Genomic DNA, 16665 nt, shown 5'->3' on the forward strand with positions numbered 1-16665 from the left:
TCCTCAAATAATATGATTATATTATATAATAAATTTACAAAAATTCAAACCCTCTTTAGCGATTGCAATTTATCATGGCGGAAAACTTTTTATGGAAGATTTTTACAATATTCCAATATTTATAAAAAATGTTATTAACGAAGATTACGAATATTATATAAGAACTTTTCATCCTGCAGGATTGGAAACTATTCTTTTTTGTAAGCCGAAAGATTGAAAAATTATTAAATTAATCGCTTAAACTTTGTATAATAAAGTAATGCAAATAGATTATATTCATTAATTTTTTAATAATAAGAAATTTCTTTTCCGAAACCGCTATAAAAAATATCTTTAGAATTATCTTTTTTATAAACAATATTTCCTCTCAAAATTGTCATTAAAACTCTTCCGCCTCTTTTAAATCCAATATACGGACTCCAAGCGGATTTTGTTATTATTTCTTTTTCTATTATTTCTGATTCGTCATTTAAATCTATTATTACAAAATCTGCGTCATATCCTTCTTTTAAAATTCCTTTATTCTTTATGCCAAATATTTTTGAAGAATTTTCGCTCATAATTTTTGTTAATAATTTAAAATCTATCGTAGAATCTTTTACTTTTTTTAGCATTAATTCTAAAGAATGTTCTATCGATGGAATTCCAAAAGTAAGTTTTTCCAATTTTTCTGTTAATAAATGCGGCGCATGGTCTGTTCCTATCGTGTCAATAGTTTTATCTTTTATAGCTTTCCATAATGCTTCGTTATCGCTTTTTTCTTTTAATTCGGGTTTCATTCTTAAAAGCGTTTTATTTTTTTCATTAATATCGGAAGTATTCAAAAATAAATGATGCAAAGTCGCTTCGCCGTAAATTTTCATTCCGCTATCTTTAGCTTTTTTTAGAGAATCTATTTCGCTTGATAAAGACAAATGACATAAATATAAAATCGTTTTCGTTCTTTTTGCAATTTCAATTGCCTTATCAACCATTTTATCTTCCGCATGAACGGATACGATTTTTGAGCTTTCAAATAATTTTTCTAAAATTTTGTTATCTTCTATGAGCATATTTCCCGTAGAAGCGTTTAAAAATATTTTTGTTGACGCCGCTTTATCTTTAATCGATTCTATATCTTGGCTATTGTCAGTTTTGCTTCCTCCAAAATGAAAACCATAATCGACATAAGATTTTTTAGTCATCATTAATTTTTTTTGAATAAGATTTTCTTTTGTTATAGTATTTGGAATAGTATTCGGCATATCTAAAAAAGTTGTAATTCCTCCTCTTGCCGCCGCTTTGCTTCCCGAATTAAAATCTTCTTTATGAGTAAGTCCAGGCTCTCGCATATGCGTATGCGGGTCGATTATTCCCATTAAAACATAATTATAATTTGCGTCAATTATATTATTGTCTTTATAATTTTCAAAATCGTTATTTGTTTCTATTTTTTTTATTTTTTCATTTTCAATAATTATAGAAACGGGTTTTTCAGAATTTATAATTTTAGCGTTTTTTATTATCATAATTTATTTTATCTCTCTATTACAATAATAACAAAAATCGCCGTAATCTCTTTTGGCGACTTTATTTTTAGTTTCTTCAAAATGCGTTATACATTTTTTATTTTGACAAACTACCTTATTATTTTCAAATATCTTATAATCTATTTTTTTTGAATTAAATGACGACTTTATAATTCTCGTAGCAAGACATAACATTGCCATTCTTATAGGAATTCCATTTCTCGCTTGCTTAAAATATTTTGCATATTTCGTTTCATCTAAATCAATATTTATTTCATCAACTCTCGGAAGCGGATGCATTATTATCATATCCTCTTTACATTTTCCTTCAATATCTTTTTTTGAAATACTAAAAACATTTTTTACTTTTTCGTATTCTTCTATATCTTCAAATCTTTCTCTCTGTATTCTTGTCATATATAAACAATCAATTTCTTTTAGAATATCTTTATAATCATTATGAATATGATATTTAATTTTAGATATATCTAATTCTTTTAATATATAATCAGGTATTTGTATAGAGTCTGGGGCTATGAAGTAAAACTCGCCATTAAACATTTTTAATGCTTTAGCAAGAGAATGAACCGTTCTACCATATTTCAAATCTCCTACAAAAGCTATTTTTTTATTTTCAAGGCTTCCAATCTCTTCTCTTATTGTATATAAATCAAGTAAAGTTTGACTCGGATGCTCGTTTGAACCATCGCCTGCATTTATTATAGGAATATCCGTTATCTCTTCTGCAAATTTAGCGGCCCCGTCTATATAATGCCTCATAACTATTACATCCGAATAAGCCGAAACCATAATAATCGTATCTCTTAACGACTCCCCTTTTACGACAGAACTCATATTTGGATTATCGAAACCTAATACATGACAACCAAGTTTATAAGCTGCGGATGTAAAAGATAATCTCGTCCTCGTTGAAGGCTCGAAAAATATGCTTGTTACTATTTTATTACTTAATAATCTTTCTCTTTCAGCCGTTGGCATATTATCTAATTTTTTAGCGATATCTAAAACCTCGATAATATCTTCTTTAGACATTTCTTTTATGCCTATAAAATTCTTCATTTTTGTCTCCTTATGTTTTATTAAAAAATAATTTTAAAAAATGAAATTTTGAGAGTTTAGACATAAAAAAAGGGAATGAAAACAATTAATAATCGTTTGCATTCCCTTCAAGAATTCTAAATTCTCAAGACTAAACAAATAAAAAATATCTTTATATGTTAAAAATACATTATTCATTTTTATTCCATTTTTAATATAAATTGAATTAATTATATAATAATACTTAAAAAAATCAAGCGCTAAATTATAAAAAATTTAAATAAATCATAATATAAATAAATATTGTATTTTAATACAGATTTAATAAAATATTTATTGATAATATATTTTTAATATAGAGTTTTTTTGAAAATTAATATATTATTTATAAATTAAATTTAATAAAGGATATTTTGAAATGTCAGAAAATAATCAACAAATCTCTCAAAATCCTAATTTAGAAAAAGAGAATAGAAAAGAAAAAATAAATATATTAAGGAATATGGGAATAAATCCTTTTCCAAATAGTTATGAAGTTACTTATAAATCAAAAGATATAATAGAAAAATTTGACGAACTTGAAAAAAATCAAACAGAAGTTTCAATAGCGGGAAGAATAATGCTTTATAGAATAATGGGCAAATCTTCTTTTTTGACTGTTAAAGATTCTACGGGAAATATTCAAGCTTATATTCAAAGAGATAAAGTCGGAGACGATTTTTATAATAATGTATTCAAAAAACTTATTGATATTGGCGATATAGTCGGCATAAAAGGAACTATATTCAAAACAAAAACGGGCGAGATAACTATTTACGCAAACGAAATAAAACTTCTTACAAAATCAATTAATCCTTTGCCTGAAAAATTTCATGGTTTAACAGACATGGAACTTCGCTACAGACAAAGATATGTCGATTTGATAATGAACGATGAAGTTAAAGAAGTTTTTATTAAGCGTTCAAAAATGATTTCCGCGATAAGAGAGATAATGATTGAGCATAATTTTTTAGAAGTTGAAACTCCAATGATGCATCCTTTAATCGGCGGAGCTAAAGCAAAACCTTTTATAACTCATCATAATACTTTGGATATGACGCTTTATTTAAGAATTGCTCCAGAACTTTACTTAAAAAGATTGATTGTCGGCGGATTTGATAGAGTATTTGAGCTTAACAGAAATTTTAGAAACGAAGGAATTTCTACAAGACATAATCCAGAATTTACTATGATGGAAGCATATATGTCTTTTGCCGATTTTAATAAAGTTATGGAATTAGTAGAAGATATATTTTCTAAAGTTTGTTTGAAATTAAACGGAAGTTATGTTTCAAAGTATAAAAATTATGAAATAAATTTTAAACCTCCTTTTGAAAGAATTCCAATGATTGAACTTGTAAAAAAATATGCAGGATTAGACTTTGAAAAAATTTCTTCAAATGATGAAGCTTTGGAAAAAGCAAAATCTATAGGAATAGAGATTGACACAAGCAAATCAAAACCTTCAAAATGGGAGATTATGGTTAATGTATTCGAGGAAAAAGTGGAAGAAAAATTAATTCAACCGACTTTTGTAATAAATTATCCTAAAGCGGTTTCGCCTTTGTCAAAATCTTATCCCGATAATCCCGATATAACGGAAAGATACGAATTATTTATTGGCGGAATGGAAATGTCAAACGGTTTCAGCGAACTTAACGACCCGATAGACCAAAAAGAAAGATTTGAAGCGCAGGTAAAGGCGAAAGAGAGAGGCGAAGATGAAACTATGGATATGGATTACGATTTTATTAACGCTTTAGAATACGGACTTCCTCCGACAGGCGGACTTGGAATTGGAATAGACAGAATGGCTATATTATTTTTGAATGTTCCGAGCATAAGGGACACTATATTATTTCCGCAAATGAGAAAATTAGAATAATTATTTTTATTTAATATTTAAATTTATAAAAAATAATATATTTAAAACGAAGCTTGAAATTCTTTAAACAAAATTAATATTTACGCAAATTTAAATTCGATATATTTTAAATTAATTATTTATAAATCTTGTTTTAGTTTCTTGCAAATAATTGACAAATAAATCATATAATTTTTAAGTTTATTTTATAAAGATAATTATAATACATTTTTTTCTAATTAATTATACTTTCAAATTTATTTATAACCTCTTCGGGCTTTATAACTTCTCTGCATTCAAAAGTTTCAATTTTACATTTTCTGCCTCCGCAAAAAGCGCATTCTATTTTTTTTTCTATTAAATGGCTATTTATTCCAATTGGCGAATTTTGATAAGAAGGTGTTGCAAAATATAAAGCGAGAGTCGGAATTCCTACAATCGAAGCGACATGCATTGCACCCGAATCGTTTCCGATAAATCCCGAACATAAACTTAAAATTGCGGCTATCATATCTAAATTGAAATATGGAATTATTGGCTTTTCGTTTAACATAGAAGAAATTTTTTCTTGTATTTTTTTTTCTGCGGGAGTCGTTATGAATAAAGTTAAGGCGTTATATTTTTTTGAGAGATAATTTGCGGTTTCTGCAAAATATTCTTCTTTCCAAATTTTACCATAACTGTTTGTAGCGCCGATTCCGTAAGCAAATATTTTTTTATTTTCGGGATTAAATTCTTTCAAATATTCTTTCGCTTTAATTAGAATTTCTTCTTTAATTTTTAATTTAATTTTAGGACGAGAATCGTTTATATCAATCGCTTTAAGCAAATTTATATAATAATCGGCAGTGTGAATCCAACGAACTTCCTCTCTATCAATAGCGTCAGTAAGTAAAAAGTTTCTGTAATCGGCTTTATATCCGATTCTTCTTTTTATTCCATGCCCAAAAATTCTAAAAGCGCTTTCAAAAGAATTTGGAAATAAAATTGCAGTGTCGAAATTATATTTTCTTAAACTTGGAAAATTTTTTAATTCTATAATATCGTCAACAAAATCGCTTACTTCAAATATTCCAAACATTGATTTTTTTGTCATAACGGTAATTTTAATATCTTTGTATCTTTCTTTAATCAAATAAATCGCGGGCATAGACATTACAATATCGCCGAGCCAAGTTGGAGAATGTATGAGTAGATTTTTTATTTTGTTCATTAGTTTTAAAAAAAGTCCAAGTCCAATATAAATTGCTTATATTTTTGTATTATATTCATGCAAACGCGTTCGTCTAAAATTATTTTATTTGATTTTCTCAAATTAATATAATAATCGTATAACATATTAAAATTTGTATCGCCAAATAATTTTGTCCAAATTTCTTTCGCTTCGTCAATTATATTTATACTTCCGCATTTTAACATATAGTATCTTAATTTATTATTATCATTTTGAGATTTTGCTTTTTCCGTTTCCATAGAAATAACCAACTCTATTTCGTTTGGGCTTATATAAGTTATTTGGTCTTGAGTGTAAATTCCGTTTATAATATCTTCTTCAATTGGAATTAATATTTCGTCTTTATCCAAATAATGATTCGAGCAATAATCGACTTTTTCAAATAATATATCTATATAGAAAGGTTCTAGCTTTATATCTTTAAGCGATTTTAATTCTATTAAAGTATTTGCCAAATTGTCTATTCCGACATCTAATAATTTTATTTTTAATTTATTTTCTTTTAATTCTATACTTTTTATTATCGAACTATGCATTTGATTTAAGCCTATATAATTAAGAGCTTTTCCTAATTTTTCGGAATTTGCAAATAAAAAATTTCTGTATATATTTTCGTCTATATAATATTTTTCAAAAACTTCGTTGTCTAAAATAAGAGATTCTTTATCCGCTCTTCCTTGATATTGATTATAAAATATCGTTTCGTATATGCTTGGCGATAACATGGGCGCTATCTCATATAACTTTTTTATTTTATAGTCCATATTCAAAACTATTATATAATATTTGTCACAGTTTTTATATCATAACCTATTAAAAATAAATCGTATTTAGTTTTAATATTAGGATTATTATCGAAAAAATCCATATTTACGCATGTGAATTTTACGGGAATATTTTTTTCTTTCGATAATTCGCTTGATATCAATTCTCCTTTATTAATATCTTCAATAGTAGTATCGTTCATTAAATGCGTATTATTTACAATTCCCGTAATCTTTAATCCTAATGTAGATTCTATACTATTAAAATGTCCTAAAGCAAATTCTAAAGTAGAATTCTCTTCTCTATTGGCATTTAGAATAAATATAATATCCGTTTCTTCAATATCGACATTATCTCTAAAAGTTGCAAACGATAAACTTCCCGCAGAATTTCCGCCCATATCTACAATTCCTATAATATTTTTGTTATCAAATAGAGTATATACTTCTGCAGAAACCGCGGGCAAATCCGCTCCCGATTGAGGCAAATAACTTCCAATAACTTTTATATTTTTATCTTTCAAATAATCAAAATGTTCTCTTGAACGAAAATAAGGATTTACAACATCCAAATCTGCAATATAAATATCTTTACTCGTTTGATTTCTCAAATAAAGAGCATAATTTATGGAAAATGTGGTTTTCCCCGAACCGTAATGTCCGCATATTATAGTAATTCTTTTACTTTTCATACTTATAATAATAATATATTTTAAAATATTTTCAAATTCTATTTATTAAAAAAATAATTTTATACTTGAAAATAAAAATATAGTCGATATTATACTATATAGAATTTTATTTAGGAATATAATATTATGAAAAAATATATATTTATTTTTATGTTTTTATTTGCTTATTCTTTATTTTCTCAAAATTATGCAACCAATGATGCATATAATCCTAATCAAACTGCAGCAAATACAAACGCGGGAGAAAATTCTTCTATTACAAACGATGCGATTATGGGAAGAAAACCAGCTATAACTCAAACGGCAATTACGGGATTTAAAGATATTCAATTAGGTTCTACGAGAGACGATGTTATAAACGCCATATTAAGCGATAATACGATGATACTGCCAAAAAAATATATGACGGGTTCGGTAGATATAGCCGCTGAAGAAAGCGCGACTTTTTTAGCTTTGGAAGAAAATAAATTTTATAAAAGCGGTTATTTTATTTTTAAGAACGATTCTCTTTATTCTATAACTATACATTTTCAGCCAAATCAAGTAGATTTTTTAGAGCTTCTTTCGGCTTTAAACTCTAAATATAGCAAAGGAGCTTTTTTAGATGCAAACACTGTGGCTTGGCAAAATGGAAATATGCGAATGATACTTGAAAGACCTAGTATAGTAAAATATATCAATATGAATAATATAACTACGACTTCAGATACGAGAATAAAAGAAAAAGAATCCGCTCCGACTCAAAACGAAAGAAAAGACATATTGGAAGGATTATAATGCATAAATTTTTATTTATAATATTTTTTATTTTAATATTATCATGTTCTAATTCTAAAAATAAAGATAATTCTAATAATAAAGTCGAAATAATTTTAAGCAATAAAGATAATATGGAAATAAAAAAATATGATGAAAATGTTATAAAAGAATTGGCTGTTAATTCTTTGAAAGAATTTTTATCTTTGCCTTATAGCGCCGAAGGAGTATGGAAAGCCTATGAAAAATTTTATTCTTCTGCATATAAAGAGATTCTTAATAAATCTAGAAATATTAAAAATGCGGACGATTATGTTTTATCCGAACCTTCTTTAGATTTTGAATTTGAAACTACAATAGATAAAGTTTATTCTGTGAAATTGGAAGGGAAAAAAGTTTATATAGAAGTTGATTCTTCTGTGTATGATAGAGTTAATGATTCTCATTCTAAAGCGAGACAAACTTTTATTATGGAATATGAAGACGGCAAATGGGTTATAAGTCGTTAATTTTTTTGAATTATTGTTAAATAATAATTTATACAAAGGCGCTAAAAAATAATGAAAAATAAAAAGAAAAATAAAAAATCATCAAAAGCCTCAAGAAATCTTCCGTTTGCAAGAATGCTTTTTATAGATAAAGAAATTGCAAAAGGCGATTATCCTTCCGCTCCTTTTCTTGCAAAGAAATACGGCGGCGTGAGTTTAATAACAATAAAAAGAGATATAGATTATATGAGGAATATGCTTCAAGCTCCGATTGAATACGACAAAACAAAGAAAGGTTATTTTTATTTGGATAAAATTTTTAGGCTTCCTCTTTTGTTTATAAACGAAGAAGAAGTTTTTTCAGGTTATGTCGCTATGAAACTGCTTTCTCAATATAAGGGAACTCCTATATATAGACATGTAAAAAATATTTTTGATTATTTTAATAATATAGTAATAAGGATAGATAAAAATAGTTTTGAAAAAAGAATAATTTTTATCGAAGAATATTCTCCCGATTTTTCCGAAAAGATTTGGAATATTTTAATTAAAGCTATAAAAGAAAATCGTTATATAGAATTTTCTTATAAAGGCGCTTGGCGAAAAAGCGAAGGACATGGTTATTATATCGCTCCTTATCAAATCGTTTCAAAAGCTGGAATTTGGTATTTTGCAGGATATTCAAAAAGGCAGAATGCGATTAGTTTATATTGTCTTCATAGAATAACCTCTATTAAACTTACAGATGAAACTTTTAAGCCTCCTAAAAATTTTAAATATACGAACGAAGATTATGATTCTTTCGGAGTATTTATAAACAAAGATATAAAGAAATGCAAAATAAGATTTTTTAACGAGTCTGTAGTATATGTTTCAGAGCGTAAATTTTCAAACGACCAGGTAATCGAAAAAAGAGAAGACGGTTCTATTATAATAACTTTTTCAAGCGGACAAATTTACGAGGTTTTAAGATTTGTTTTATCACAAGGTTGCAATGCAATTCCTTTAGAGCCAGACGAATTAGTTTGCGAATGGAAAAAGAATATAGAGATTATGTATAAAAATATTTAATTTAAATTTTTTATTTCATAATAGTATTGTCATAGCGACTTACTCAATCGTCATTACAAAGCTACTATGAGACTAAAGTCCGCCTTTGGCGAGCAATCTACTTTTAATAAAATTCATTTAATTAAATAAATTAAATTTTTAAAATTAACTTTCTTACAATCTGTATTGCTTCGCTAATGCTTGCAATGACGATTTAATGATTAAATTTTTTTAATTAAATATATTTTGATTATAAATAAAATTATTAAATATTCTAAAATGTATGAAATGTATAAAAAATGTAATTTTTTGGGTTAAAATTTTACTTTTTTATGAAAAATACTATAAAATATACTAAAAATATTATAAAAAAATCTTAATAAAAATTAGGAAAAAAATTAAAAAAAAGTTCTTGACTATTTTAAAAAATTTCTTATCTTAAGTATGTAGGGTTTAAAATCCTATAATTTATATTTAAGGAGTAGTTTATGAAACGCTACAAACAACTCAACTCAACTCAACTCAACTCAACGCATAGCTATTATTATATTAATAGCAGTTTTTTTTATTGCAGGATTTACTTCTTGTAAGAAACCTACTCAAGTATCGAATTTATCTCAAAGCGAAGTTCCAGACCAAGGAACAGGCGGCGGCGGAATTACAGTTCCAGATGCTCCAATCGTAACAAATGAAACTCAAATTCCAGACGGAGCTACTGGCGGAACTACGGGAGGCACTACTGGTGGAAATAATTCTGGCGGAAGCGGACTTCCTACTGGTATAGCTAAACCTGAATGGTATACTAAAGACAAATTATATACCATTTATGTTCCTTACGCTTTGGGAAATGACGAAAACTACGCGGTTGTAAGCTACCAAGATACAAATACTTTAGATAAACTCTGGAAAGCTCATATAACGAGAGCGGGAATGAATGACGGAAAAGAATTCTTTATTAGAAACCGCGCTAATCATCGCCCAGAAGAAGCATTCAAAGCTGGTAACGATTATTTTTACTTCGATGAAAATTTCGATATCCTTATGAAAGCTCATGAATACCGCGCAAACTCTAAATATATTCTTAAGAAATATCTTGGAGCGGTTATTACTTGGTATAAGGGAGGAGACTTTGTAGGAACTTACACTATAGGCGGACTTTATAGAACGGCTGTAAGTAAAGCCTCTTACAATGCATTGAACGATGACGGAATTAATGAATTCATGGCTTTGAAAGATAAAGACCAGTTAGAGTTGATAGTTCTAAATACTGGACATCATAAATGGAAAAGAGAATTTGGAGTTAACTTATATTTTGCAGAAGCCAGACACTCTGGAAATCCTAATATATCTCCTTGGATAAAAGACGAAACGAGATTTTTAGGACAAAGACCTGAATCTTTCATGGAAAAAATAGGATATTGGTTCTTGTCAGATATAGGTAATTTCTTATTCGTTAAAGGAAACAGAGAGGTAACAAGAAAATAAATCTATGAATTAGAAAATAAAAAGTTGCGTTGAGTGAGGGCTTGCTTCAATTAAGAAGTAAGCCCTTCTTAATAAATAGCTTTGTTTGAGAATTTAATTTTTACACCGTTATCAATTTAATCCCGTAAATATCTTCAAGTTCTTTATATTTTTTATCGCAAATATCTTTATCTCCGATAGAGCTACAGCAATTTTGCATAAAATAAATTTTTTCGGTTATATTTCTTTCCGATTTATACATTTCGCAAAATTGTTTAACGGTTTCATAAACGCAATAATCTTTAGCTTCTCCGCAAACAAATATTTTATCGTAATTTTTAATCTCTTTTGCCCAACTGTCGTCATATTGATTTTTGCTATTCGTTATAACTTCGGGTTTTATAGCGCCATACATTTCGGTAAATTTATCCAATCCTTTTATTATTTTTTTTATTGATGTTTTTTTTGACACTTCAAAAAATGTAAGCATATTTGAAAGTTGTTTTTCAATAAGCCAACCGTCAGTTCCGTAAATGCAATGATACTGCCAAATAATTAAATTTTTGCTTCCTTGTTCTTTCAATTTTTTAACATAATCGATTTGAATATCTTTATAAACGGGAATAATCTCGCCGTTTTCTATTTTCTCTAAAGTAATTTCCGTAAAAGGCTCAGCATATTCTCCATTTGGTTTTTTCCATAAAAAAGGATGAAAAATAGAATCGTAATTATGCGTATCCATAGTGGCATAAATTGAAGATAAAGATTCAATATTTTCGTAAATAAATTTTATTATTCTTTTTATATCTTCAGAAGCTCCTTTAACTGGCAAAGCGCCTTTTTCAATATCTACAAAATCTCTTTGAGCGTCAATTATAAGCAGGGCTTCGTTTTTATTATTATTTTTTATATTAATCGAAGACGCCAAATTATAAATTTCGCTTTGGCTTATAGGATTTTCTTCTTTAGCGATATATTTTTCGTTAATAATTTTATTTAAATCAATCATAATAAAATTTCCTCTGATTTTTTAATTTTAAAATTATATCATATATTTGAATTTATTGTTATATTTATTCGTTAAAAAATATTTGACTTTATAATTAAAATTTTATATAATTTCAATAATATCATAAATATAAGGAGTAAATATGAAAAACATAATAATCATATTATCTATTATTTTATTAAGTTTTAGCGTTTCATGTTCAAAAAGTAAATCTTCCGATTCAAAATTTAAAATTGGAATTTTGCAATTAGTAGAACATGCAGCTTTAGACGAAGCGAGTCAAGGTTTTATTGACGGACTAAAAGAAGCGGGATACGAAGACGGAAAAAACTTGATTATCGATTATCAAAACGCTCAAGGAGAACAAGCAAATTGCATAACAATCGCTCAAAAATTTATTAATGACAGAAGCGATTTAATTTTAGCGGTAGCGACTCCAGCGGCTCAAGCGGTTGCAAATCTTACAAAAGATATTCCAATACTTATTACAGCGGTTACCGACCCTGCGGATGCAAAACTTGTAGCCGATAATAATTTGCCAGGCGGAAATGTTACGGGAACTTCCGATTTGACTCCAGTTAAAGAACAGATGGATTTATTAAAAAGATTAATTCCGAATGCAAAAAGAGTCGCTTTTTTATATAATTCAAGCGAACAGAATTCTAAATTTCAAGTAGACATTGCAAGAAAAAAAGCGGAAGAAATCGGATTAACAACGAGAGATGCGACTATAACAAACCCTAACGAAATACAACAAATTGTTCAAAATCTTGTCGGAAAAGTTGATGCTATATATGTGCCAACCGATAATATGGTTTCTGCGGGAATGCCAACCGTAATATCGATAACCGAACCAGCAAAAATACCCGTTATATGCGGAGAAGAAGGAATGCTTAAAGCGGGAGGTTTGGCTACTTACGGAATAAATTATTATGAGCTTGGAAAATTAACTTCAAAACAAGCCGTAAAAATATTAAAAGGAGAATCTAAACCTGCAGATATGCCGATAGAATATTTAGAAAATCTAACTTTAAAAGTAAATATAGAAGCGGCTCAAAAATTAAATATAACGATACCTAACGATTTGTAAAAACAATTTTAAATAATAAAAGCCTGTATTAATTTATAATATGGGCTTTTTTATTTTATAAATATAAGTTAAAAATAAATGTTTAATATAAAAATAATCGTCCAATATGACGGCACGGATTTTTGCGGATGGCAGATACAACCGAATTTAAGAACAATTCAAGGCGAAATATATAAAGCCGTTCAAAAAATTTATTCAAAAAAAATAACAATTTACGGATGCGGAAGAACGGATGCTGGAGTTCATGCTTTAGGACAAGTTGCAAATTTTAGAATTCCAAAAATGCTTATCCCTATAGAAAAAGTTCATATAGCTTTAAATTCATGTTTGCCAAAAGATATAAGAATAATATCGGCGGAGATTATGCCCGAAAATTTTAACGCGAGAGCTTCGGCTAATTTTAGAGAATATTTATATATTGTTTATAACGGAGATATTTCTTTTCCGTTTTATGAAAGATACGCTTGGTTTTATAGAAAAAATATTATAAACGAAAAATTAATTAACGAATATACAAAATATTTAATAGGCGAACATAATTTTACTTCTTTCTGCTCAACGGAAGATGAAAACGATTCAAAATTTCGATATATAGAAAGAGTTTTCGCAATAAGAAAAAAAGATAATATTTATTTTATAATAAGAGGAAACGCTTTTTTGCATAATATGGTTAGAATTATTGTAGGCACTTTAGTAGAAGGACAGAGAAAAAATAAGCCTTTAAATTTTATAGAAGAGATAATAAAAGAAGAGGATAGAACTAAAGCTTTGGTTACCGCTCCCGCGCATGGATTATATTTTAGAAAAGCTTTTTTTAATTATTAAAATATTCTAAAATTCTATAAATCATTTTTTAAATATTTGTATTTTATTTTTAGTTTGAAGCGAATAATAATATATATAAATAGTTTTTATTTTATTTCATTTTTGAAGCCATTATATTTGCAACTATAGAACCCGATATATTATGCCATACGCTGAATATTGCGCCAGGAACCGTAGCCAAAGGTATAAAAGCAAAATGAGTAGAGGCTAAAGATGTAGCAAGCCCAGAGTTTTGCATTCCTACTTCTATTGATATAGCCTTACATTTTGAATTATCTAAACGAAGCAATTTACCAATCATAAAACCTAATAGATAGCCTAAACAGTTATGAAGCATAACTACTATAATAATTAAATACCCTACCTGCATCAATCTTGAAGAATTAGCGGAAACTACTGCGGCTACTATCGAAACTATTGCAAGAACGGATATAAGAGGCAGTATTTCTTTTATATGGTTTGTAAATTTATGGAAAAATCTATTTATTATAAATCCCAATCCTATTGGTATTATAACGACTTGAACTATAGATATAAACATATTAACTGCATTTACATTAACTCTTTGCCCAGCGTATAATAAAGTTAAAAGAGGAGTGACGATTGGAGCTAAAATAGTAGATACCGAAGTCATTCCAACAGATAAAGCTACATCTCCTTTTGCAAGATAAGTCATAACATTTGAGGAAGTTCCGCCAGGACAAGTTCCTACTAATATAACTCCTACCGCTAATTCTGTAGGCAATTTAAAAATTATAGAAAGCAAAAATGCTAAAAGAGGCATTATGCTAAATTGAGCTATCGCTCCTATTATTATATCTTTCGGTCTTGTAAATACGACTTTAAAATCTTCAAATTTTAGAGTAAGTCCCATTCCAAACATTACTATCATTAAAAGATAATTGACATAACTCGTTTTTATAAAACTTACCGATTTAGGAAAAAATAAAGATAATGTAGCCACTATCAATACTATTATAGCCATATTTTTTCCAAAGAAATTACTTATATTTTTTAATATTTTCATTTTTTGTCCTTAATTCATTAAATTATTATTTTGTATAAAAAACTATTTTAATATAGCTCCCGTATTTGCCGATTGAACGAGTTTCCTATATCTTCCAAGCCATCCTTTAATTTCTTCCAAAGGTTTAATTGAAATTTCTTTTTTTCGTTTTTTCATTTCTTCGTCAGATATTTCAAGGTTTATTGAATTATTTGGAATATCTATGCTTATAATATCGTTTTCTTTTATAAAAGCTATCTCGCCTCCGCTTGCAGCTTCTGGAGAAACATGCCCTATAGAAGCTCCTCTTGAAGCTCCCGAAAATCTTCCGTCCGTTATTAACGCGACATCTTTATCTAATTTCATTCCCGCTAAAGCCGAAGTTGGATTTAACATTTCGCGCATTCCAGGACCGCCTTTGGGACCTTCGTATCTTATAACTACAACATCGCCTTTATTTATTTTTCCCGCGTATATAGAAGTTATCGCATCCTCTTCAGATTCAAATACTCTTGCTGGACCTTTATGAACGAGCATTTCATCGGCGACTGCAGAACGCTTTACAACGCAACCGTCTTTTGCTATATTTCCCCAAAGAATCGCTATGCCTCCCGTTTTGCTATAAGGATTTTCTATATTTCTTAAAACCTTATTATTTTTATTAATAGAGTTTTTTATATTTTCCGAAATCGTTTTTCCCGTAACCGTTATAAGCGAGGTATTTAAAAATCCGCCTTTTTCAAGCTCTTTCATTACCGCTGAAATTCCGCCCGCTTTATATAAATCTTCTATATAATTTGGACCTGCTGGCGCTAAATGGCATAAATTAGGAGTTCTATCGCTCACTTCGTTTATAGTTTTTAAATCTATCGGAATTCCCGCTTCGTTGGCTATGGCAAGCAAATGCAAAACGCTATTTGTCGAGCAACCTAAAGCCATGTCAACCGCTAAAGCGTTTTTAAAAGATTCGGGAGTTATTATATCTAAAGGTTTTATATTTTTTCTTAATAATTCCATTACTTGAATTCCCGCTTTTTTTGCAAGCGAAGTTCTTGCAGAATAAACCGCTGGAATAGTTCCGTTTCCAGGCAATGCAATTCCTAAAGCTTCGGAAAGACAATTCATACTATTAGCCGTATACATTCCCGCGCATGAACCGCAACTTGGACATGTATTTTGAGCGAAATCTTCAAGCTCTTCATCGTTTATTAAATTCGCTTTTTTAGCTCCAACCGCTTCAAATATGCTCGATAAACTTATTTTATCTTCGTTATGCTCGCCTGGAAGCATAGCGCCTCCGCTTATTACAATTCCAGGAATATTCATTCTTAAAAGTCCCATTATCATTCCAGGGACTATTTTATCGCAATTTGGAATCAAAACTACTCCGTCAAGTCCATGTGCTATAACCATACTTTCAACCGAATCGGCTATAAGCTCTCTCGAAGGCAGAGAATATTTCATTCCCAAATGTCCCATAGCAATTCCATCGCAAACTCCTATAGAAGGAATAAGAATCGGCGTTCCTCCTCCGATTAGCACTCCCGTTTTTACGGCTTGAGAAAGTTTATCTAAATGAATATGTCCAGGAACAATTTCGCTATATGCAGAAATAACTCCGATTAAAGGTCTTTTAAGCTCTTCATCCGTATAACCCATAGAATAGAATAATGACCTATTTGGCGCTCTTTCGTCTCCTTTCAAAACTCTATCGCTTCTTAAAGAACTATTTTCTCTGAAACTCATAATTATCTCTCCGTTTTTAATAAAACTTGCTTTTTTAAAAATATGCGATATATTCTATTCTATAAAATATA

Annotated in this window: 16 protein-coding genes and 1 pseudogene; 8 read left to right on the plus strand and 9 right to left on the minus strand. The window is 28.7% G+C overall.

Annotated elements, in window-relative coordinates:
- Positions 1 to 34: 34 nt before the first annotated feature.
- Positions 35 to 217, plus strand: a pseudogene (locus EPJ79_RS07000) (FkbM family methyltransferase); the annotation flags it as partial.
- 70 nt (positions 218 to 287) lie between these two features.
- Here the strand turns inward: EPJ79_RS07000 and EPJ79_RS07005 are convergent.
- Both EPJ79_RS07005 and pyrB read right to left on the minus strand, forming a co-directional pair.
- The gene (locus tag EPJ79_RS07005) at positions 288 to 1508 is read right to left on the minus strand and encodes a dihydroorotase (protein WP_147738952.1); all 1221 of its coding nucleotides are present in this window, start codon (positions 1506 to 1508) and stop codon (positions 288 to 290) included.
- A gap of 3 nt (positions 1509 to 1511) precedes the next feature.
- Positions 1512 to 2588: an aspartate carbamoyltransferase gene (gene pyrB, locus EPJ79_RS07010; RefSeq protein WP_147738953.1), complete on the minus strand. Its 1077-nt coding sequence runs from the start codon at positions 2586 to 2588 to the stop codon at positions 1512 to 1514.
- A 397-nt stretch (positions 2589 to 2985) separates the two neighbouring features.
- Between pyrB and lysS the strand changes: the two genes are divergently transcribed.
- Positions 2986 to 4491 carry a lysine--tRNA ligase gene (gene lysS / locus EPJ79_RS07015; protein WP_147738954.1) on the plus strand — a complete coding sequence of 502 codons (1506 nt, stop codon included), beginning with the start codon at positions 2986 to 2988 and terminating at the stop codon, positions 4489 to 4491.
- 214 nt (positions 4492 to 4705) lie between these two features.
- On the opposite strand, the gene waaF is transcribed toward lysS, so the two are convergent.
- The 3 genes from waaF to EPJ79_RS07030 are packed head-to-tail and all read right to left on the minus strand — an operon-like array spanning position 4706 to position 7160.
- On the minus strand, positions 4706 to 5683 hold the full coding sequence (waaF, locus tag EPJ79_RS07020) for a lipopolysaccharide heptosyltransferase II (RefSeq protein WP_147738955.1): 978 nt from the start codon (positions 5681 to 5683) through the stop codon (positions 4706 to 4708).
- Between the two features lie 5 nt (positions 5684 to 5688).
- The gene (locus EPJ79_RS07025) at positions 5689 to 6468 is read right to left on the minus strand and encodes a hypothetical protein (RefSeq protein ID WP_147738956.1); all 780 of its coding nucleotides are present in this window, start codon (positions 6466 to 6468) and stop codon (positions 5689 to 5691) included.
- A gap of 11 nt (positions 6469 to 6479) precedes the next feature.
- Positions 6480 to 7160: an ATP-binding protein gene (locus EPJ79_RS07030; protein WP_147546161.1), complete on the minus strand. Its 681-nt coding sequence runs from the start codon at positions 7158 to 7160 to the stop codon at positions 6480 to 6482.
- A gap of 126 nt (positions 7161 to 7286) precedes the next feature.
- Here EPJ79_RS07030 and EPJ79_RS07035 point away from each other — a divergent pair, with 126 nt between their 5' ends.
- From EPJ79_RS07035 to EPJ79_RS07045, 3 genes are read left to right on the plus strand one after another with little or no spacing between them, the layout of a single operon-like run.
- Entirely contained in the window at positions 7287 to 7937 is a 651-nt protein-coding gene (locus tag EPJ79_RS07035; RefSeq protein WP_021958839.1) for a hypothetical protein, read from the plus strand.
- Positions 7937 to 8425 carry a hypothetical protein gene (locus tag EPJ79_RS07040; RefSeq protein ID WP_147717946.1) on the plus strand — a complete coding sequence of 163 codons (489 nt, stop codon included), beginning with the start codon at positions 7937 to 7939 and terminating at the stop codon, positions 8423 to 8425. Before EPJ79_RS07035 ends, EPJ79_RS07040 begins: the two co-directional genes overlap by 1 nt.
- A 51-nt stretch (positions 8426 to 8476) precedes the next feature.
- A complete protein-coding gene (locus EPJ79_RS07045) occupies positions 8477 to 9475 on the plus strand; it encodes a helix-turn-helix transcriptional regulator (RefSeq protein ID WP_147738957.1) in 999 nt (332 codons plus the stop codon).
- Between the two features lie 674 nt (positions 9476 to 10149).
- Here EPJ79_RS07045 and EPJ79_RS11905 read toward each other — a convergent pair.
- On the minus strand, positions 10150 to 10278 hold the full coding sequence (locus EPJ79_RS11905) for a hypothetical protein (RefSeq protein WP_274595997.1): 129 nt from the start codon (positions 10276 to 10278) through the stop codon (positions 10150 to 10152).
- Positions 10279 to 10294: 16 nt separating this feature from the next.
- On the opposite strand from EPJ79_RS11905, the gene EPJ79_RS07050 reads away from it, so the two are divergent.
- Entirely contained in the window at positions 10295 to 10939 is a 645-nt protein-coding gene (locus tag EPJ79_RS07050; protein ID WP_147738958.1) for a hypothetical protein, read from the plus strand.
- A 100-nt stretch (positions 10940 to 11039) separates the two neighbouring features.
- Here the strand turns inward: EPJ79_RS07050 and EPJ79_RS07055 are convergent, their stop codons facing one another.
- Entirely contained in the window at positions 11040 to 11927 is an 888-nt protein-coding gene (locus EPJ79_RS07055; protein WP_147738959.1) for a cysteine hydrolase family protein, read from the minus strand.
- Positions 11928 to 12069: 142 nt separating this feature from the next.
- Between EPJ79_RS07055 and EPJ79_RS07060 the strand changes: the two genes are divergently transcribed.
- Both EPJ79_RS07060 and truA read left to right on the plus strand, forming a co-directional pair.
- Complete coding sequence (locus EPJ79_RS07060) at positions 12070 to 13017, plus strand: ABC transporter substrate-binding protein (protein ID WP_147526257.1); 948 nt, start codon at positions 12070 to 12072, stop codon at positions 13015 to 13017.
- 78 nt (positions 13018 to 13095) lie between these two features.
- Positions 13096 to 13842 (plus strand): tRNA pseudouridine(38-40) synthase TruA, encoded by a 747-nt coding sequence (truA, locus tag EPJ79_RS07065; RefSeq protein ID WP_147738960.1) that lies wholly within the window; start codon positions 13096 to 13098, stop codon positions 13840 to 13842.
- Between the two features lie 91 nt (positions 13843 to 13933).
- On the opposite strand, the gene EPJ79_RS07070 is transcribed toward truA, so the two are convergent.
- Together EPJ79_RS07070 and ilvD are read right to left on the minus strand one after the other, a co-directional pair.
- Positions 13934 to 14869, minus strand: coding sequence for a bile acid:sodium symporter family protein (locus EPJ79_RS07070; RefSeq protein ID WP_147738961.1), 936 nt, complete (start codon positions 14867 to 14869; stop codon positions 13934 to 13936).
- 42 nt (positions 14870 to 14911) lie between these two features.
- Positions 14912 to 16594, minus strand: a complete 1683-nt coding sequence (ilvD, locus tag EPJ79_RS07075; RefSeq protein WP_147738962.1) for a dihydroxy-acid dehydratase — start codon at positions 16592 to 16594, stop codon at positions 14912 to 14914.
- Positions 16595 to 16665 lie beyond the last annotated feature (71 nt).

The organism is Brachyspira aalborgi (assembly GCF_008016455.1).
GTDB lineage: Bacteria > Spirochaetota > Brachyspiria > Brachyspirales > Brachyspiraceae > Brachyspira > Brachyspira aalborgi.

What these genes read in the sequence shown, in the direction of transcription:
- EPJ79_RS07005 (WP_147738952.1), bottom strand. Translation starts at nt 1,508, where the DNA reads ATGATAATAAAAAACGCTAAAATTATAAATTCTGAAAAACCCGTTTCT.
- pyrB (WP_147738953.1), bottom strand. Translation starts at nt 2,588, where the DNA reads ATGAAGAATTTTATAGGCATAAAAGAAATGTCTAAAGAAGATATTATC.
- lysS (WP_147738954.1), top strand. Translation starts at nt 2,986, where the DNA reads ATGTCAGAAAATAATCAACAAATCTCTCAAAATCCTAATTTAGAAAAA.
- waaF (WP_147738955.1), bottom strand. Translation starts at nt 5,683, where the DNA reads ATGAACAAAATAAAAAATCTACTCATACATTCTCCAACTTGGCTCGGC.
- EPJ79_RS07025 (WP_147738956.1), bottom strand. Translation starts at nt 6,468, where the DNA reads ATGGACTATAAAATAAAAAAGTTATATGAGATAGCGCCCATGTTATCG.
- EPJ79_RS07030 (WP_147546161.1), bottom strand. Translation starts at nt 7,160, where the DNA reads ATGAAAAGTAAAAGAATTACTATAATATGCGGACATTACGGTTCGGGG.
- EPJ79_RS07035 (WP_021958839.1), top strand. Translation starts at nt 7,287, where the DNA reads ATGAAAAAATATATATTTATTTTTATGTTTTTATTTGCTTATTCTTTA.
- EPJ79_RS07040 (WP_147717946.1), top strand. Translation starts at nt 7,937, where the DNA reads ATGCATAAATTTTTATTTATAATATTTTTTATTTTAATATTATCATGT.
- EPJ79_RS07045 (WP_147738957.1), top strand. Translation starts at nt 8,477, where the DNA reads ATGAAAAATAAAAAGAAAAATAAAAAATCATCAAAAGCCTCAAGAAAT.
- EPJ79_RS11905 (WP_274595997.1), bottom strand. Translation starts at nt 10,278, where the DNA reads ATGGTATATAATTTGTCTTTAGTATACCATTCAGGTTTAGCTATACCA.
- EPJ79_RS07055 (WP_147738959.1), bottom strand. Translation starts at nt 11,927, where the DNA reads ATGATTGATTTAAATAAAATTATTAACGAAAAATATATCGCTAAAGAA.
- EPJ79_RS07060 (WP_147526257.1), top strand. Translation starts at nt 12,070, where the DNA reads ATGAAAAACATAATAATCATATTATCTATTATTTTATTAAGTTTTAGC.
- truA (WP_147738960.1), top strand. Translation starts at nt 13,096, where the DNA reads ATGTTTAATATAAAAATAATCGTCCAATATGACGGCACGGATTTTTGC.
- EPJ79_RS07070 (WP_147738961.1), bottom strand. Translation starts at nt 14,869, where the DNA reads ATGAAAATATTAAAAAATATAAGTAATTTCTTTGGAAAAAATATGGCT.
- ilvD (WP_147738962.1), bottom strand. Translation starts at nt 16,594, where the DNA reads ATGAGTTTCAGAGAAAATAGTTCTTTAAGAAGCGATAGAGTTTTGAAA.